Origin of the sequence: Brevundimonas sp., from assembly GCF_016742135.1 — a bacterium.
In the GTDB taxonomy this organism is placed as follows: domain Bacteria; phylum Pseudomonadota; class Alphaproteobacteria; order Caulobacterales; family Caulobacteraceae; genus Brevundimonas.
Genome location: NZ_JACVCG010000004.1, coordinates 36104 through 52167 on the forward strand (window position 1 = coordinate 36104; position 16064 = coordinate 52167).

Annotated in this window: 15 protein-coding genes; 7 read left to right on the forward strand and 8 right to left on the reverse strand. The window is 66.7% G+C overall.

Annotation, left to right across the window (positions count from 1 at the left end):
* Positions 1 to 44: 44 nt before the first annotated feature.
* On the forward strand, positions 45 to 2123 hold the full coding sequence (gene cckA / locus IBJ06_RS09180; protein WP_292159508.1) for a cell cycle histidine kinase CckA: 2079 nt from the start codon (positions 45 to 47) through the stop codon (positions 2121 to 2123).
* 72 nt (positions 2124 to 2195) lie between these two features.
* The gene (locus tag IBJ06_RS09185; RefSeq protein ID WP_292159510.1) at positions 2196 to 4016 is read left to right on the forward strand and encodes a DUF885 family protein; all 1821 of its coding nucleotides are present in this window, start codon (positions 2196 to 2198) and stop codon (positions 4014 to 4016) included.
* 6 nt (positions 4017 to 4022) lie between these two features.
* Here the strand turns inward: IBJ06_RS09185 and IBJ06_RS09190 are convergent, their stop codons facing one another.
* Both IBJ06_RS09190 and IBJ06_RS09195 read right to left on the reverse strand, forming a co-directional pair.
* Complete coding sequence (locus IBJ06_RS09190) at positions 4023 to 4337, reverse strand: hypothetical protein (RefSeq protein ID WP_292159512.1); 315 nt, start codon at positions 4335 to 4337, stop codon at positions 4023 to 4025.
* A gap of 24 nt (positions 4338 to 4361) precedes the next feature.
* Positions 4362 to 4649 (reverse strand): hypothetical protein, encoded by a 288-nt coding sequence (locus IBJ06_RS09195; RefSeq protein WP_292159514.1) that lies wholly within the window; start codon positions 4647 to 4649, stop codon positions 4362 to 4364.
* 195 nt (positions 4650 to 4844) lie between these two features.
* On the opposite strand from IBJ06_RS09195, the gene IBJ06_RS09200 reads away from it, so the two are divergent.
* From IBJ06_RS09200 to IBJ06_RS09210, 3 genes are all read left to right on the forward strand, one after another.
* Positions 4845 to 6056, forward strand: a complete 1212-nt coding sequence (locus IBJ06_RS09200; protein ID WP_292159516.1) for an NADP-dependent isocitrate dehydrogenase — start codon at positions 4845 to 4847, stop codon at positions 6054 to 6056.
* A gap of 216 nt (positions 6057 to 6272) precedes the next feature.
* Complete coding sequence (locus IBJ06_RS09205) at positions 6273 to 6851, forward strand: DUF2939 domain-containing protein (protein ID WP_292159518.1); 579 nt, start codon at positions 6273 to 6275, stop codon at positions 6849 to 6851.
* 103 nt (positions 6852 to 6954) lie between these two features.
* Entirely contained in the window at positions 6955 to 7503 is a 549-nt protein-coding gene (locus IBJ06_RS09210; protein ID WP_292159520.1) for a DUF2939 domain-containing protein, read from the forward strand.
* A gap of 16 nt (positions 7504 to 7519) precedes the next feature.
* Here the strand turns inward: IBJ06_RS09210 and IBJ06_RS09215 are convergent, their stop codons facing one another.
* The 3 genes from IBJ06_RS09215 to alaS all read right to left on the reverse strand — a co-directional run bounded on the left by IBJ06_RS09215 (position 7520) and on the right by alaS (position 11313).
* Positions 7520 to 8011 carry a hypothetical protein gene (locus IBJ06_RS09215; RefSeq protein ID WP_292159522.1) on the reverse strand — a complete coding sequence of 164 codons (492 nt, stop codon included), beginning with the start codon at positions 8009 to 8011 and terminating at the stop codon, positions 7520 to 7522.
* A 390-nt stretch (positions 8012 to 8401) separates the two neighbouring features.
* Positions 8402 to 8614 (reverse strand): type II toxin-antitoxin system ParD family antitoxin, encoded by a 213-nt coding sequence (locus IBJ06_RS13310; RefSeq protein ID WP_365812412.1) that lies wholly within the window; start codon positions 8612 to 8614, stop codon positions 8402 to 8404.
* 38 nt (positions 8615 to 8652) lie between these two features.
* Positions 8653 to 11313 (reverse strand): alanine--tRNA ligase, encoded by a 2661-nt coding sequence (alaS, locus tag IBJ06_RS09220; RefSeq protein WP_292159524.1) that lies wholly within the window; start codon positions 11311 to 11313, stop codon positions 8653 to 8655.
* A 158-nt stretch (positions 11314 to 11471) separates the two neighbouring features.
* On the opposite strand from alaS, the gene IBJ06_RS09225 reads away from it, so the two are divergent.
* The gene (locus tag IBJ06_RS09225; RefSeq protein WP_292159526.1) at positions 11472 to 11597 is read left to right on the forward strand and encodes a DCC1-like thiol-disulfide oxidoreductase family protein; all 126 of its coding nucleotides are present in this window, start codon (positions 11472 to 11474) and stop codon (positions 11595 to 11597) included.
* Positions 11598 to 11873: 276 nt separating this feature from the next.
* Here the strand turns inward: IBJ06_RS09225 and recA are convergent, their stop codons facing one another.
* The 3 genes from recA to IBJ06_RS09240 form a co-directional block, all read right to left on the reverse strand.
* Positions 11874 to 12953 carry a recombinase RecA gene (gene recA, locus IBJ06_RS09230; RefSeq protein ID WP_292159528.1) on the reverse strand — a complete coding sequence of 360 codons (1080 nt, stop codon included), beginning with the start codon at positions 12951 to 12953 and terminating at the stop codon, positions 11874 to 11876.
* 213 nt (positions 12954 to 13166) lie between these two features.
* A complete protein-coding gene (locus IBJ06_RS09235; protein ID WP_292159530.1) occupies positions 13167 to 13394 on the reverse strand; it encodes a hypothetical protein in 228 nt (75 codons plus the stop codon).
* A 781-nt stretch (positions 13395 to 14175) separates the two neighbouring features.
* A complete protein-coding gene (locus tag IBJ06_RS09240) occupies positions 14176 to 14349 on the reverse strand; it encodes a DUF1328 domain-containing protein (protein ID WP_292159532.1) in 174 nt (57 codons plus the stop codon).
* A gap of 167 nt (positions 14350 to 14516) precedes the next feature.
* Here IBJ06_RS09240 and IBJ06_RS09245 point away from each other — a divergent pair, with 167 nt between their 5' ends.
* On the forward strand, positions 14517 to 16064 hold the full coding sequence (locus IBJ06_RS09245; protein ID WP_292159534.1) for a bifunctional GNAT family N-acetyltransferase/carbon-nitrogen hydrolase family protein: 1548 nt from the start codon (positions 14517 to 14519) through the stop codon (positions 16062 to 16064).

A 16064-nucleotide genomic window follows, 5' to 3' on the forward strand; every position in this document is an offset into this window, starting at 1 on the left:
ATGGCATAAGAGGGCAGGCGATTCGCCTCGCAGGAGAGAGCGGGATGACCACCCCGGCCCGGCCGCTGCCCCGAGGGGCGCCGATTGATCTGACGCTGGTGCTCATGGCCATAGGCTGCGCCTTGCTGGTCGGAGCCCTGGCCTATCCGGCGTTTCGCACCAATCCATTCAGCGCGCCGGGCCTGATCCTGATCGCAGCGGCGGGCGGCGTGGCCCTGATCGGTCTGATGATCTTCACCCGCAGCGAGTCCCGCAAGCCGACCGGCGACGCGGCGGTCGAAATGCTGGAAGCCCTGGCCGAGCCTGCTGCCCTGGTCTGGTCCGACGGCCGGGTGCTGGCCTTCAATGCGGCGTGGGCCGAGGCGGAGGGGGCCACCGGCAGCTTGCCCAGACGGGGGGGAAAGGCGGCCCAGGCCCTCTATGCCGCCTTTGCCCAGGCGCGGGCGGGAGAACAGGGGCGCGCCCTGATCCCGCTGGGAAACAAGGATGTGGAGGCCTTGATCGGCCATGCCGGCCCGGGCCGGTTTCTGGTCCGGGCCGCCCCGGAAACCGTGCTGGCAGGGACCCCGGGCCGCGAGGTGGTCCCCGCCGAGGCCCAGCGTCCCCGCGCGACCGGCACCCTGCGTGAAGGCCATGCCATGGCGGCCGGTGCGCCGTTCGGCTCGGCCATCATCCGCCATGATGACCTGTTTGCCGGGCGGGTGGAACAGCCGAATGCGGCACTGGCCCTGCTGACCGGCCCGGCGTCGGCCCGCGACGCCGCCTTTGGCCATCTGTTCGATCCTGCGGGCGTGACCGAGGCGCGGGCTCGCCTGGCGGCCGGTTCGGCCGGTCCGATCGAGCTGGTCGCCCGTGCCCATCCCGAACGTATCCTGCACCTCTATGTCGCGCCCGAGGATGATGCTCGCCGGGTCTGGCTGTTCGACGCCTCGGCCCAGAAGTCGATGGAGCTGCAGCTGTCGCAGGCCCAGAAGATGCAGGCCGTCGGCCAGCTGGCCGGGGGGGTGGCGCACGATTTCAACAATCTGCTGACGGCCATACAGCTGCAGCTGTCAGGCCTGCTGGAACGGCACCCGGTGGGCGATCCCTCCTATGAGGGCCTGAACGAGATTCGCCAGACGGCCATCCGCGCGGCCGATCTGGTGCGCAAGCTCCTCGCCTTTTCGCGCAAGTCGACGGTGCGGCGCGAGCGTCTGGATCTGGGCGAGCTGGTCGGCGAGTTCGCGGTGCTGCTGCGGCGGCTGCTGCGCGAAGACGTGCGGCTGGAAACCGATCACGGGCGGGACCTGCCGGTGGTGCTGGCCGACAAGAGCCAGCTGGAAACCGCCGTCATGAATCTGGCGGTCAATGCCCGCGACGCCATGCGTGGCGTGGTCGAACCGGGCGCGGGTGTGGTCACCATCAAGACCCGCCGCCTGACGCCTGACGCCGCGCGCGACATGGGCTGGCATGATGCGCCGGACCTCGACGTGGCCATGATCGAGGTGTCGGACACGGGCCCCGGCGTGCCCCCCGAAATCCTCGACAAGATCTTCGAGCCCTTCTTCACGACCAAGGCGGTCAATGAGGGCACGGGCATGGGTCTGGCCACCGTCTATGGCATCGTCGAGCAGGCGGGCGGCCATATCAATGTGACGAACCTCGAAGGAGCTGGCGCGGCGTTCCGCATCTTCCTGCCCGCCGCCGCGGCCGCCGAGCTGGAAGCCGTCGCCCCGGTCGAGGTCAAGGTCAAGGCGCCGCGCGACCTGTCCGGCGCCGGGCGCATCCTGTTCGTCGAGGACGAGGCCGCCGTGCGGGGCATCGCCGCCCGCCTGCTGCGCCAGCGCGGCTATGAGGTGATCGAGGCCGGCGACGGCGAGGAAGCCCTGGCCCTTGCCGAGGAACACGCCGGCCAGATCGACATGCTGATCTCCGACGTCATCATGCCCGGTCTGGACGGCCCCAAGATGCTGAAACGGGCCCGGCCGTGGCTGGGCGACATCCCGGTCATGTTCATCTCCGGCTATGCGGAGAGTGATTTTTCCGACCTCCTGCAGGACGAGGTCGGCGTCTCCTTCCTGCCCAAGCCGCTGGACATCAAGACCCTGGCCGAACGGGTCAAACAGGAGCTGCACGGCGGATAGGACGACCGGGCCCTTGCCGGATCGCGGATGCGGTGCCCTTATGCGCGCCGACCTCATCCAAGGGAGCCTGCCATGATCGACCGTCGCCGCCTTCTGCTGACCGCCGCCGCAGGGGCGGGCCTTGCGGCCTCGGGGCCGGCCCTGGCCCGGACGATTGCTTCGGCCAGCCCCGTCGCCACCCTCAACGACTGGATGGACCGGGTCTTCAAGGAGCTGGTCATGACCTCGCCCGAGGCCCTGACCTCGCTGGGCTTTGACAAGGGGCCGATGGCCGCCGCCAAGGGTCAGCTGGACGACCGCTCGCAGGCCAAGATCGATGCCGACGAGGTCAAGTTCAACGCCTTCATGGACGAGCTGAACGCCATCGACCGCGCGGCCCTGAGCGGACGGGATGCGGTCAATTACGACACCGTCAAATTCTTCGGAGAGACCGTCCAGATCGGTCAGGGCTTTGACTACGGGACCGGCAACTCGCCCTACACCGTCTATCAGCTGGGCGGCTCGTACAGCAACATCCCCGACTTCCTCGACAGCCAGCATCAGATCGAGACGGCCGAGGATGCCGAGGCCTATCTGTCGCGCCTGTCCGCCTTCCCGACGGCCCTGGATCAGGAAACCGAGCGCATGCGGGCCGATTTCGCCGCAGGTGCCGTGCCGCCCGACTTCGTCATCGACAAGACCCTGCTGCAGCTGGCCAATCTGCACGACACCCCGGCGGATCAGTCGATCATGACCACCTCGATCCAGCGACGCGCGACCGAAAAGGGCATCCCTGGCGACTGGGCCGCCCGCGCCGAGCGGATCGTTGAGGGCGAGATCTATCCCGCCCTGATCCGTCAGGCCGAGGCCATGAAGGCCCGTCGGGCCGAGGCGGTGCACGACGCCGGCGTCTGGCGTCTGCCGGACGGCGAGGCCTGGTACAGCTATGGCCTGCGCTATTCCACCACCACCACCATGACCGGCGACGACGTCCACCAGATGGGCCTGGAACAGGTCGCCGAGCTGACGGCGCGCGCCGACGCCCTGCTGCGGGCCGAGGGCATGACCCAGGGCACGGTCGGTGAACGCATCGCCGCCATGGGCAAGGACCCGCGCTTCATCTATCCCAATACTGATGCCGGCAAGGAACAGCTGCTGGCCGACCTGAACCTGCAGATGCAGGACATGCAGGCCCGCCTGCCCCAATATTTCGGTCGCATTCCGAAAAGCCCGGTCGAGGTGCGCCGCGTACCGGTCTTCACCGAGGCGGGCGCGCCGGGTGGCTATTATCAGGGACCGGCGCTGGATGGCTCACGCCCCGGCGCCTACTACATCAATCTGCGCGACACGGCGGAATGGCCGAAATGGACCCTGCCGACCCTGACCTATCACGAGGCCTCGCCCGGCCATCACCACCAGATCGCCCTGCAGCAGGAAAACGACGAGGCGCCACTGCTGCTCAAGATCCTCGGCTTCTCGGCCTATTCCGAGGGCTGGGGCCTTTATGCCGAACAGCTGGCCGATGAGATGGGCGTCTATGCCGACGATCCCTGGGGTCAGATCGGCTATCTGCAGTCGCTGATGTTCCGGGCCACCCGGCTGGTCGTCGACTCAGGCCTGCACCACAAGCGCTGGAGCCGCGAACAGGCCATCCGCTACATGGTCGACACCCTGGGCGATCAGGAAAGCGCGGTGACCACCGAGGTCGAACGCTATGCCGTCTGGCCGGGTCAGGCCTCGTCCTACAAGATCGGCCACACCGAATGGGTGCGGATGCGGTCCGAGGCCATGGCTGCCCTGGGCGACCGCTTCGACATCCGGGGCTTCCACGACACCGGCCTCGCGGTCGGCGGCGTGCCCCTGACGGTGCTGGACCGGGTGATCACCGACTGGGTCGCCGGCCAGCAGGCCTGAACCCGGTCAGTCGTCGCGGTCGCGATCGCGGTCGCGGCGGCGGTCCCGCCGGTCCCGGCGGTCGCGACGGTCGTCATCCCGCCAGGAACCCGGATAGACGGTGACCGGCGGCACATAGCCATAGTCCCCGGGGCAGTAGCGCTGCGAGCCATAGGGATTGCCGGGCGGCGGCGCGTAATAGCAGTTCCGGTTTTCCCACTCGAGCTGGGCGTTCACCTCGCTCAGCCCCATGGCAATGCCCTCCATCAGGTCAGGGTCGTTGCAGCCGGACAGTCCGAGCGCGCCGACCAGCGCGGCGGCCAACAAGTGGGATCGGGACATCGCGGGGCTCCTTCGGTTCAGGGGTCAGCGGGGCCGGGGCTTGTGCGGCCTGTGCGGCGGATGCGGCCGGGGCCGGTAGTCCCGGTCGTCAGGGCAGATCTGATACGGATACCCCCAAGCGTCGATCCGGGTATAGCAGTCCGAATCCAGGATCAGCGCAAGGGCCACCAGATCGGCGGCAAGCGACACCCCGTGCCAGAACAGCGGATCGGACAGCGGGTCATCTGTCGCGCAGGCCGAAACCAGCAGGCCACAGGCGGCCAGCGCCGCGGCCCCTCTGGAACGGGTGGAACGCATCGGCATCGCGGTCATGGTCAAGCCTCCCATGACCCGACCCTAGTCCGGGACCGGACCCGGAGGCCGTGACGGAATCTGATACCGGTGTGAGGGGACCCGCCGGGGAGCCTGCTCCCCTGCCCTCTGCCGTAGAAGGGCGGGGTTTCGCCCGGGCGCGCGGCTCGCTATACCGCCCCCACATTTTCCCTCCCCCAGAGACAGAGAGCGCACATGGCGAAGATCAAGGTCGACAACCCCATCGTGGACATCGACGGCGACGAGATGACCCGGATCATCTGGCAGATGATCAAGGACAAGCTGGTCTTCCCCTATCTCGACCTCGAGCTCGACTATTACGATCTGGGCATGGAGCACCGCGACGCCACCGACGATCAGGTGACCATCGACGCCGCCCACGCCATCCAGAAGCACGGCGTCGGCGTGAAGTGCGCCACCATCACCCCGGACGAGGCGCGCGTGGCCGAGTTCGGCCTGAAGAAGATGTGGAAGTCGCCGAACGGCACCATCCGCAACATCCTGGGCGGTGTGGTCTTCCGCGAGCCGATCATCTGCTCGAACGTGCCGCGTCTGGTGCCCGGCTGGACCCAGCCGATCGTGGTCGGCCGTCACGCCTTCGGCGACCAGTACAAGGCCACCGACTTCCTGATGCCGGGCGCCGGCACACTGTCGATCAAATTCGTCGGCGACGACGGTCAGGTGATCGAGCACGAGGTGTTCAAGTCGCCGGGCGCGGGCGTCGCCATGGGCATGTACAACCTCGATGCCTCGATCCGAGACTTCGCCCATGCCTCGTTCGGCTATGGCCTGGCGCGCAACTATCCGGTCTATCTGTCGACCAAGAACACCATCCTCAAGGCCTATGACGGGCGCTTCAAGGACATCTTCCAGGAGGTGTTCGACGCCGACTACGCCGAGGAGTTCAAGAAGCGCGGCCTGACCTATGAGCACCGCCTGATCGACGACATGGTGGCTGCTGCCATCAAGTGGTCGGGCGGCTTCGTCTGGGCGTGCAAGAACTACGACGGCGACGTCCAGTCCGACATCGTCGCCCAGGGCTTCGGCTCGCTGGGCCTGATGACCTCGGTCCTGATGACGCCGGACGGCAAGGTCATGGAGACCGAGGCCGCCCACGGCACCGTCACCCGCCACTATCGCCAGCACCAGAAGGGCGAGGCCACCTCGACCAACTCCATCGCCTCGATCTTCGCCTGGACCCGCGGCTTCAAGCACCGCGCCAAGCTGGACAACAACGCCGAACTGGACCGCTTCGCCGACACGCTCGAAAAGGTCGTCGTCGACACTGTCGAGTCGGGCTTCATGACCAAGGACCTGGCCCTTCTGGTCGGCGACCAGCAGTCCTGGCTGACCACCGAAGGCTTCCTCGACAAGGTCGCCGAGAACCTCGACAAGGCGATGGCCTAGAAATCCTCCCCTGCGCAGCGGGGGAGGGGGACCGCGTAGCGGTGGAGGGGGCAAGCCTCTCCGCCGCGCCCGATTTCGCCCCCTCCACCCCTCCGGGGTCCCCCTCCCCCATACGCTGCGCTTATGGGGGAGGATTGGACTCGCGTCGGCGGGGCTTTTGTTTGTGGCCGGGCCGGGTTCGTGCATTCTGGGGCTGACACAGCCACGGAGAGGCACGTGAAAATCATCGGCAATCTGATCCTGGCGGCGGTGGTTCTGCTGGTCGTCAGCTTCTTCGCGGCCCCCGGTGTCGCCTTTTTTGCGCTGCGCGGCGCGGCGGACAGCGGTGATGTGGCCGAGCTGGACCGGCTGGTCGACTATGGCGCCATGCGCAAGGCCCTGGGCCCGCAGCTGACCGGGCGGGTCGACACCCTGACGCCGCCGCCCTCCATCCTCGAGGATCCCATCGGCGCCGTTCAGCGCCAGTTCCAGCGCGGGCCGGTGGCCGAAGGACCGAGGGCCGACGCCTACCTGACGCCTGCGGCCCTGGGCGCCCTGACCCGGGGCGAGGGACGCGCCGCCGCCCTGCGCTCCGAGGCGACGGGTCCGGATGCCGAGCCGCCCCGTGGCGGCCCGTGGCCGCGCCCGGTCTACTGGGGCATGGACCGCGCCCGCATGGCGGTGACCGGGAACAGCGGCGACGACACCGTCTTCACCTTTGCCCGGACCGGCTTCTTCAGCTGGCATCTGGTGCACGTCAGCCTTCCGGAAGAGCGCCTGCCCATCGTCGGCCAGAGCGGTCGCAAGGGCGGCTGACCGGATGGCCGAACGCGGCGACTCACGGCAACCCTGATCCCCGGGAAGCGTTGGGGTGGCGGGAGTGCCCGGTCCGTGACCGGTCAGGTAAGGTGAGGGGATCATGCGTAAACTTGTGACCGGCGTGGCCGGTCTGGCCATCGTGCTGCTGCTCGGGGCCTGGGCCCTGTCACCCGTCTTCGCCATGCAGGCCCTGACCCGGGCGGCCGAACAGGGCGATGAGGCCGCGCTGGAGCGGCTGGTCGACTTTCCCGCCGTGCGACAGAGCCTGAAGGATCAGGTGAACGCCCGCATGCTGGCCGAGATGCGGAATGGCGGCTCCGACCTCGATCCCGCCCTGGCCGGGATCGGCATGTTACTGGGGCCGGCCATCGTCTCGGGGGCCATCGATGCCGTCATTACCCCCCAGGGCGTCGCCACCATGGTCCGCACCGCCGAGGCGCCCGAGCCCCAGGACGTGCTCAACCGCCCCCGGCCGACCCCCGGCAAGACCGGGGACGACGTCCGCAAATCCTGGATCTATCGCGGCGCCAACCGCGTCGAGGTGCGCCTGACCAAAACCGACCGCCCCGACCAGCCCCTGATCCTCAACATGGACCGCCAGGGCCTGTTCGGCTGGCGCCTCGTCGAAATCGACCTGCCGGACGCGTAGGGTCAGTCCCCACTCGTTAAAGCCACAAACCAGCCCAAGGCTTCACTTGGGACCACCATTCTGGGGGCGTTAATATTCGAATGGGGAGTTGGCGCAGCTGATCGCGCTTCTTTACGATCGTGCGCCGGTCACATGTACAGAACACGTCGCAGTCGAGGCCTATCGCGTTGCCGATTAGCTCTCGATCTGCCGGATCAGGCAGTGAGGCCGTGAACGGAGCGTCGATAAGCCGGCGTCCTAAATCATTGGCGAAGGGCACGTCCTCGCCCTCGGGGTCGACGAGTTGGGTGCCATAGGCCAAAAGTTCCGCCCGCTGGTCCGCGTCCGGCGTCTGGTCGAGCTCGTAGAGTGACTTTTCGGATGCGTAGATCGGCCATCCCATTCGCTGCCCGACTTGAAAGATGTGCATCAGCGCTTCCACGTCGTTGGCCCGGGTCTCGTCGACAGGCATACTCAATGGGGCTTGCTCAAAGACGGTGGACGAGTAGCGCACCAGCAAGTTGAGCACATTCGTATCAAGGAATATGCGGCGTGGGATGTCGGCGTATGGGTATCGAGCGCAATCTGCAGAAGCCTCAGCTTGGCTGCGGTAAAGAACCCATTTGCCTCGCGATTCATCCCACTGCTCTAAAGCCACGAGACGTCCCTGAAATTCAGCATTGTGGCTTTATCCTGGAAGAAGGGTTGGCCCGGCTCTCCTGCCTGAATGTGCGTTCGATGTTGACCTGAAAAGTTCTAACCGTTTCCCCGGCGAAAGCCGGGGTCCAGATGGTCGACACTGCGTCCTTGAGCCCGCGTTTCATCCTTACACCCAAGGATATGGGCATCATCCCTGTGATCTGGATCCCGGCCTTCGCCGGGAAGGCAGATATCAGCGTCACCAACACCTGACGTGAGTTCAGTTTGCCCTCGGCGAGGCGCTCGAGTTCAAACTACAACTCTCGCTTTGCGGCAGGTTCACGGAACATCGCTTGCCTTCGATGAAGGCCTCAAAGTCGAAAGCCGTCGACGGACCGCTGGCCTCACCAACGGCGAGAGCGGCCCGGAGTGCGTCTCGGTCGACGAACTCACCAAAGTGATCGCTGAGGGTCACGGAGGAGTTCTTGCCCATGGAGCACGAATACCACGATCAGGGACGTCTGGGCAGACTCAGCCCCCCAGCGCATCCCGCACGGCCTGAAGCCCGGCTTCGGCTTTTGCCCCGTCCGGGGCGCCGCCCTGGGCGAAGTCGGGCTTGCCGCCGGCGCCTTGTCCGCCCATGGCCAGGACCGCGGCGCGGGCCAGGTCGGCGGCGTTGATCCGGTCGGTGACGTCCGAGGTCACGGCCACGGTCACAGCCGCCTTGCCGTCGGTCGTGCCGATCAGGGCGACGACGCCCGAGCCGACCTGTTTCCGGAAATCCTCGGCCACGCCGCGCAGGCCCTTGCCGTCGACGCCGTCCAGCACGCGCGCGATCAGCTTGATGCCGTTGACCTCTTCCGGGGCGGCATTGCTGCCCCCGCCGCCGCCCAGGGCGACCTGTTTCTTCAGCTCGGCGACCTGTTTCTCCAGCGTCTTGACCGAGCCCTGCAGGGCCTCGACCCGCCCCGGCACATCCGCCGGCTGGATCTTGAAGTCGCGGGCCAGACCCCGGGCCACGCGGGCCTGTCCTTCCAGATACTGGCGGGCCGCCTCGCCGGTCAGGGCCTCGATGCGGCGGACGCCGGCGGCGATGCCGCTTTCGGAGACGATCTTGAACAGGGCGATGTCGCCGGTGCGCGCCACATGGGTGCCGCCACACAGCTCGACCGAATAGGGTTTGTCCTCCACCAGGCTGTGGCCCAGCGTCAGCACCCGCACTTCGTCGCCGTATTTCTCGCCGAACAGGGCGATGGCGCCAGCCTCGATCGCCGCCTCGGGGGCCATCAGCTTCGTCTCGGCCGGGATGTTCTGGCGGATGACGGCATTGACCTCGGCCTCGATGGCTTCCAGCTCGGCCTCGGTCACGGGCGCATTGTGGCTGAAGTCAAAGCGCGCGCGTTCGGCATCGACCATCTGGCCCTTCTGCGCCACCTGCGGGCCCAGCACATTGCGCAGCGCCGTGTGCAGCAGGTGGGCGGCCGAGTGGTTGGCGCGCGTGGTCCGGCGCTTGTCCGCATCGACCGACAGGGCCGCGCGGGTGCCGGTCGCCAGCGTGCCGGCAGTGATCTCGGCGACATGCACATACAGGTCGCCGGCCTGCTTCTTCACATCGATGACCTCGGCCGAACCGCGTGATCCATCGGAATTGGGCCATTCGATCACGCCGTGGTCGCCCGCCTGGCCGCCGCCCTCGCCATAGAAGGGGGTGGTGTCGAACAGGACCTCGACGATGTCGCCGACCGTGGCGCTGTCCGCCGACTGGCCCTCCTTCATGATGACCAGCACCTCGCCCGAGCCGTCGATGGCCTCATAGCCGGTGAAGACCGTCGGCCCCAGCCGGTCGCGGATCGACATCCATTCGGCTGCATTGGCCACCTGGCCCGAGCCCTTCCAGTGTTCGCGCGAGCGGGCGCGCTGCTCGGCCATGGCGTGCTGGAAGCCGTCGACATTGACCGAAAACCCGCGCCGGCGGGCCTCGTCCTGGGTCAGGTCCAGCGGGAATCCATAGGTGTCATAAAGGGTAAAGGCCGTCTGGCCGTCCAGCATGTCGCCGGCCCGGAACCCTTCGGTGGCCGTCTCGAACAGGCTCATCCCCTTCGACAGGGTGGTGCGGAAGCGGATCTCTTCCTGCTTCAGCGTATCCTCTACAAAGGCCTGGGCCCGCTTCAGTTCGGGGAAGGCCTCGCCCATCTCATCGACCAGGGTCGGCACCAGCCGGTGCATCAGCGGATCCGACGCGCCCAGCAGGTGGGCATGGCGCATGGCCCGGCGCATGATCCGGCGCAGCACATAGCCCCGGCCCTCGTTCGACGGCGTCACCCCGTCGGCGATCAGGAAGGAGGCCGACCGCAGATGGTCGGCGATCACCCGGTGCGAGGGGGCGCGCGTCTCGTCCGACGGCGTCGAGGTCAGCTCTTCCGAGGCCCGGATCAGGGTCTGGAACAGGTCGGTGTCGAACACCGAATTCTTGCCCTGCAGCACCGAGGCGATCCGCTCCAGCCCCATGCCCGTATCGACCGAGGGCCTGGGCAGGTCGCGAACGATCGCGTCGTTCTCCTTCTCGAACTGCATGAAGACGTTGTTCCAGATCTCGACGAAGCGGTCGCCGTCCTCGTCGGGGCTGCCCGGAGGCCCGCCGGGAACATGGTCGCCATAGTCGTAGAAGATCTCGGTGCACGGGCCGCAGGGGCCGTTGTCGCCCATGGCCCAGAAATTGTCCGAACCCGCGATCCGCACGATCTTGTGGTCCGGAAAGCCCGTCACCTTCTTCCAGATGTTCCAGGCCTCGTCGTCATCGATATAGACGGTGACCATCAGCCGGTCAGGCGACAGGCCGAAATCGCCGGTCACCAGCTGCCAGGCCTTCTCGATGGCGTGGTCCTTGAAATAGTCGCCGAACGAGAAATTCCCCAGCATTTCAAAGAAGGTCAGGTGCCGCGCCGTATAGCCGACATTGTCCAGATCATTGTGCTTGCCGCCCGCGCGCACGCATTTCTGGCTCGAGGTCGCCCGCGGCGCCGGCGGCCGGGCCGCGCCGGTGAAATAGTCCTTGAACGGCACCATGCCCGCGTTGACGAACAACAGCGTCGGATCATTCTGCGGCACCAGCGGCGCCGAATGGATCGGCATGTGGCCGTCCGCCTTGAAATAATCGAGGAAGGTCGAACGGATCTGCTTCAGGCTGGACATGGACGGCGCGGGCTCGGTCAGGCGGGAGGAGAGGGGAGGCAGCCGTCATATAGGGGATCGCGTCCGATTGCATCACCTGCCCGTGATCGATGAGGAGGGATCGGAGGCGCGACACTGCGGCGGGCGACGGTGCGACGCCGGCGGGATAGGGTCCATCCATGCGCGAAGTGGTCGTCTGGTATGACGGGGCCTGTCCCCTGTGTCGCCGCGAGATCGGCGTGATGCGGCGGCTGGACCGGCGCGGGGCCCTCTTGCAAAGGCGCCTGCCTGTCGTCTGCGGCTGATCAGGTTCATCACAGAGAGCACGGAGGCGACACGGAGGGCACAGGGGGGCTCTGGTCCTGGCTCAGCCTCTCGTCAGTCTCGCCCCTGCCGTGGTCTCTGTGACTCCTCTGTGACCTCTGTGATGAACCCCTTTCAGGCCCGTCCACAACGGACGAAGCCGCCCGACCGGGGGGTCGAGCGGCCTCTTTCCCCGGACGGGGTCGCGGGGTCGGTGGCGGGTCGCGAGGAACCCGACCGGGGAAGTCTTTAGCGAGGCCTGGGAAAGGGGAGGGCGATCAGCCCTCCAGGTCCTGCCCCTCGTCGGGCTCGGGCGAGCCCAGCAGTTCGTCGTCGATCTTGCTGGTCGACTGACGCACCGCCTTTTCGATGGCGTCGGCCACATCCGGATTGGCCTTGAGGAATTCGCGCACATTCTCGCGGCCCTGACCGATGCGCTGGCTGTCGTAGGAGAACCAGCTGCCGGCCTTTTCGATCACCCCGGCCTTGACGCCCAGGTCAATGATCTCGCCCAGCTTGGAGATGCCCTCGCCATACATGATGTCGAAGATCACCTCGCGGAACGGCGGGGCCACCTTGTTCTTGACCACCTTGACCCGGGTGGTGTTGCCGACCACCTCGTCGCGGTTCTTGATGGCGCCGGTGCGACGGATATCGAGGCGCACCGAGGCGTAGAACTTCAGCGCATTGCCGCCCGTGGTCGTCTCGGGCGAGCCGTACATGACACCGATCTTGTGCCGGATCTGGTTGATGAAGATGACGATGCAGTTGGTCCGCGAGATCGAGGCAGTCAGCTTGCGCAGCGCCTGGCTCATCAAGCGGGCCTGAAGGCCGGGCAGGCTGTCGCCCATCTCGCCCTCGATCTCGGCCCGGGGGGTCAGGGCGGCGACCGAGTCGACCACCACAATGTCCACCGCGCCCGAACGCACCAGGGTGTCGGTGATTTCCAGCGCCTGTTCGCCATTGTCCGGCTGGCTGACCAGCAGATCATCCAGGTTCACGCCCAGCTTCTGGGCATAGACCGGGTCCAGCGCATGTTCGGCGTCAACGAAGGCGGCCACACCGCCGACCTTCTGGATTTCCGCCACCGTGTGCAGCGCCAGCGTGGTCTTGCCCGAGCTTTCCGGGCCAAAAATCTCGATCACCCGGCCATACGGCAGACCGCCGATCCCCAGCGCCATGTCCAGGCCCAGCGAGCCGGTGGAGATGCTCGCTATCTCGGCCACAACCCCGCCCTTGCCCAGCTTCATCACCGAGCCCTTGCCGAACGCCCGGTCAATCTGGGCCAGCGCCGCTTCCAGAGCCCGCGCCTTGTCGCCGTCTTCCTTGCCCACCAGTTTCAAAGCCGCCTGTGCCATTGCCTTTGTCTCCCTTGCCATGATTCCCATCCGACTTCGGGAGAGACCCGCCACGGGGATGGACATCCACCCCCGGCCCCGTCCCGGTGACCGGCATATGTGCATGTTTTGTTCTGGTTGCCAATATGTTCTTTTCCGGGGTGCGACCGGGATTGACGTAGGGGGCAAATGGCGCGCCCCCTACGAGGCGCGGCGGCCGCTCCCTTGGCGTGCCTAGAGCGCGCCGGGCGGAAAGAAGTCAGCGCGCTCCCTGAAGCGCTTCTGCATGTAGCGGAGGCAGATCAGAAATCCCACGGCACCCAAGGCACCGGCCCCGGCCAGCAGCGCGTCCCCCCTGTCGCCGCGCAGAGCGGCCAGAACGGCAACGATCAGCGCCCCGACGCCCACAACGGCGCCTATGATCTCGTTCAGCCGGAGCATGAGGAAGAAGAGGCGGTTCATCCCTCAAGGAAACCAGATTTCCGGCCCTTCGGCCATGGGTACAGCGCCGCCGTCAAACGTCAGGAGGACGGCGCGTAGTAGCCAATCGGGTTCATCACAGCGATCACGGCGCATTCACAGCGACCACAGCGGTGTCGAGCGCGATACATCGTCTCCTCCCCATCTCTTTGATGGGGAGGGGGACCACGAAGTGGTGGAGGGGTTTTTGACCGCGCGCTCCGGCCTCCAGAACCCCTCCGTCACGGCGCTGACGCGCCGCGCCACCTCCCCATCTGCGACAGGGAGGAGACAGATGATAGGATAGCCGCCCCCCAATTCCCCAGCCCCTTCAACGCCCCCACCGTTTCTCGCACCGTTCTTCCCGACCGGGTCGCGGGGTGTGCAACCCTCTGCCTGTCTCCGTCGCAGGAGAGGCGCCTCGGGACCCAGGCACTGAAGCGGCGGCGGGGGCCGGTCGAGCGGGATTGCCCGGTGTAAACGCCGGGGCCCGGGGTGTTTCTGGACACCCCGCCCGTCGCGGGCCGAGACGTCTGAAAGAGGTCGAACCGGGTCAAACGAGCCGGGGTGCGCAAGTTCGTCGGCGCCCCCGGTCCCGGCGGAAGAGACCGGAGCTTCAGACCGCTCGCGTGAACCGACCGGGGCGGCGCATAGGTCAGGTGCCGAAAATTCACACAGCGCCCGTAACGCGAAAGCAGGGCGCATACGGTTCCGGGCCCCCGGCCCGCGCGCCGCCCGCCTCTCCCTCACCTCTGCCCCCCGGGCGAGAGGGGCTTTCGCGTGCCTATCTGACCTTTTTGTAGACCGTCAGCCCCAGCACGAAGACGGCGACCGCGATGATGACGGCCAGCCAGAACAGGATGACGGCGATGTCGACGAACACCCCGGCCAGGCCTCCGAAGCCGAGCACGGCGAGAACCAGGGCGATGATGGCGAATATGACGGCCCATTTCAGCATGGGGGGAACTCCTCCGGATGACGGGTATGACCTCGCAACGCCGCGCGGCAGGCCGCGTTCCGCCGCGCGGTCGCCCCGGCGGGGCTTCCCAAGCCTGCAACAGCCCCGGTTTCGGAAATATCTGTCCGGCCGGTGATCCAATGGCCAAGCTTTGCGTTGGAAGCGGCATGACAAAGACCAACAAGCCCGCCGTCCTCAACATCCGCAATGCCCGTGCCTCCGACGTCGAGGCGATCTCGGCCTTGGTGGCCAAGGTCTACAAATCCATGCCGCCCTATACGACCGGCATGCTGCGCGGCCAGATCTCGGCCTTCCCCGACGGCCAGTTCGTGGTCGAGTACGAAGGCGACATCGTCGGCTATGCCGCCGGCTTCCGCATCGACGAGAAGACCGCCATGAGCCAGCACACCTGGTCGCAGATCACCGGCGGCGGCTATGCCTCGCGTCACGATCCGACCGGCGAATGGTTCTATGGCATGGAGGTCTGCGTTGACCCCGACCGGCGGCGCCTGCGCATCGGCCAGCGCCTGTATGACGCCCGGCGCGACTTCTGCGAGGCGAAGAACCTGAAGGGCATCGTCTTTGGCGGACGCATGCCGGGTCTGGCACGCAAGAAGGCCACCTATGCCGAGCCCGAGGCCTATCTGGATGCGGTCTCGGCGCGCAAGGCCAATGACCCGGTGATCGGCTTTCACCTGCGCACCGGCTTTGAGCCGATCGGCGTGCTCAAGGGCTATCTGGCGTCGGACACCGCCTCGATGGGTCACGCCGCCCACATGGTCTGGCGCAACCCCTATTACGTCGAAGAGCGGGGCAAGGGGTCGGCCTTTGCGGTCAAGGAGAACGTCCGCATCGCCACCGTCCAGCTGCAGGCCCGCAAGGTGGCGAGCTTTGAGGAGTTCATCGCCAACATCGAATATTTCGTCGATGTGACCGCCGACTACCGCACCGACTTTGTCGTCTTCCCCGAACTGTTCACCCTGCAGCTACTGTCGCTGGAGAAGAAGAAGCTGACGCCGGCGGAGTCGATCGAGGCCCTGACCCGCTACACGCCGCGTTTCGTCGAGGCGCTTCGCAAGATGGCGGTCGAGTACAACATCAACATCATCGGCGGTTCCCACCCGACCCAGACCGACGACGGCGACATCCAGAACGTCGCCTATGTCTTCCTGCGCGACGGCTCGGTCCACGCCCAGGAGAAGATCCACCCGACCCCGAACGAGCGCCACTGGTGGAACATCAAGGGCGGCGACATGGTCCACGCCATCGACACCGACTGCGGCCCCATCGGCGTGCTGATCTGCTACGATTCCGAATTCCCGGAACTGGCCCGGCGGCTGGTCGACGAGGGGGCGCGCCTGCTGTTCGTGCCCTTCTGTACCGACAACCGGCAAGGCTATTTGCGCGTGCGCTATTGCTCGGCGGCCCGCGCCATCGAGAACCAGTGCTACGTCGCCCTGTCGGGCAATGTCGGCAATCTTCCCAATGTCGAGAACATGGACGTCCAGTACGCCCAGTCCTGCATCCTGACGCCGTGCGACTTCCCCTTTGCCCGCGACGGCATCGCGGCCGAGGCGTCGGAGAACGTCGAGACGATCACGGTCGCCGACCTCGACCTGTCCGATCTCGCCTGGGCCAAGGCGCAGGGCACGGTCCGCAACCTGCGCGACCGCCGCTTTGACCTGTACAAGACCGTCTGGACCGACGGGGGCTGA

Bases quoted from the DNA above. Each gene is read 5' to 3' on its own strand.
- IBJ06_RS09185 (WP_292159510.1), top strand. From the start codon at position 2,196: ATGATCGACCGTCGCCGCCTTCTGCTGACCGCCGCCGCAGGGGCGGGC.
- IBJ06_RS13310 (WP_365812412.1), bottom strand. From the start codon at position 8,614: ATGGGCAAGAACTCCTCCGTGACCCTCAGCGATCACTTTGGTGAGTTC.
- IBJ06_RS09200 (WP_292159516.1), top strand. From the start codon at position 4,845: ATGGCGAAGATCAAGGTCGACAACCCCATCGTGGACATCGACGGCGAC.
- IBJ06_RS09225 (WP_292159526.1), top strand. From the start codon at position 11,472: ATGCGCGAAGTGGTCGTCTGGTATGACGGGGCCTGTCCCCTGTGTCGC.
- alaS (WP_292159524.1), bottom strand. From the start codon at position 11,313: ATGTCCAGCCTGAAGCAGATCCGTTCGACCTTCCTCGATTATTTCAAG.
- IBJ06_RS09235 (WP_292159530.1), bottom strand. From the start codon at position 13,394: ATGAACCGCCTCTTCTTCCTCATGCTCCGGCTGAACGAGATCATAGGC.
- IBJ06_RS09245 (WP_292159534.1), top strand. From the start codon at position 14,517: ATGACAAAGACCAACAAGCCCGCCGTCCTCAACATCCGCAATGCCCGT.
- IBJ06_RS09240 (WP_292159532.1), bottom strand. From the start codon at position 14,349: ATGCTGAAATGGGCCGTCATATTCGCCATCATCGCCCTGGTTCTCGCC.
- cckA (WP_292159508.1), top strand. From the start codon at position 45: ATGACCACCCCGGCCCGGCCGCTGCCCCGAGGGGCGCCGATTGATCTG.
- IBJ06_RS09190 (WP_292159512.1), bottom strand. From the start codon at position 4,337: ATGTCCCGATCCCACTTGTTGGCCGCCGCGCTGGTCGGCGCGCTCGGA.
- IBJ06_RS09195 (WP_292159514.1), bottom strand. From the start codon at position 4,649: ATGACCGCGATGCCGATGCGTTCCACCCGTTCCAGAGGGGCCGCGGCG.
- IBJ06_RS09210 (WP_292159520.1), top strand. From the start codon at position 6,955: ATGCGTAAACTTGTGACCGGCGTGGCCGGTCTGGCCATCGTGCTGCTG.
- recA (WP_292159528.1), bottom strand. From the start codon at position 12,953: ATGGCACAGGCGGCTTTGAAACTGGTGGGCAAGGAAGACGGCGACAAG.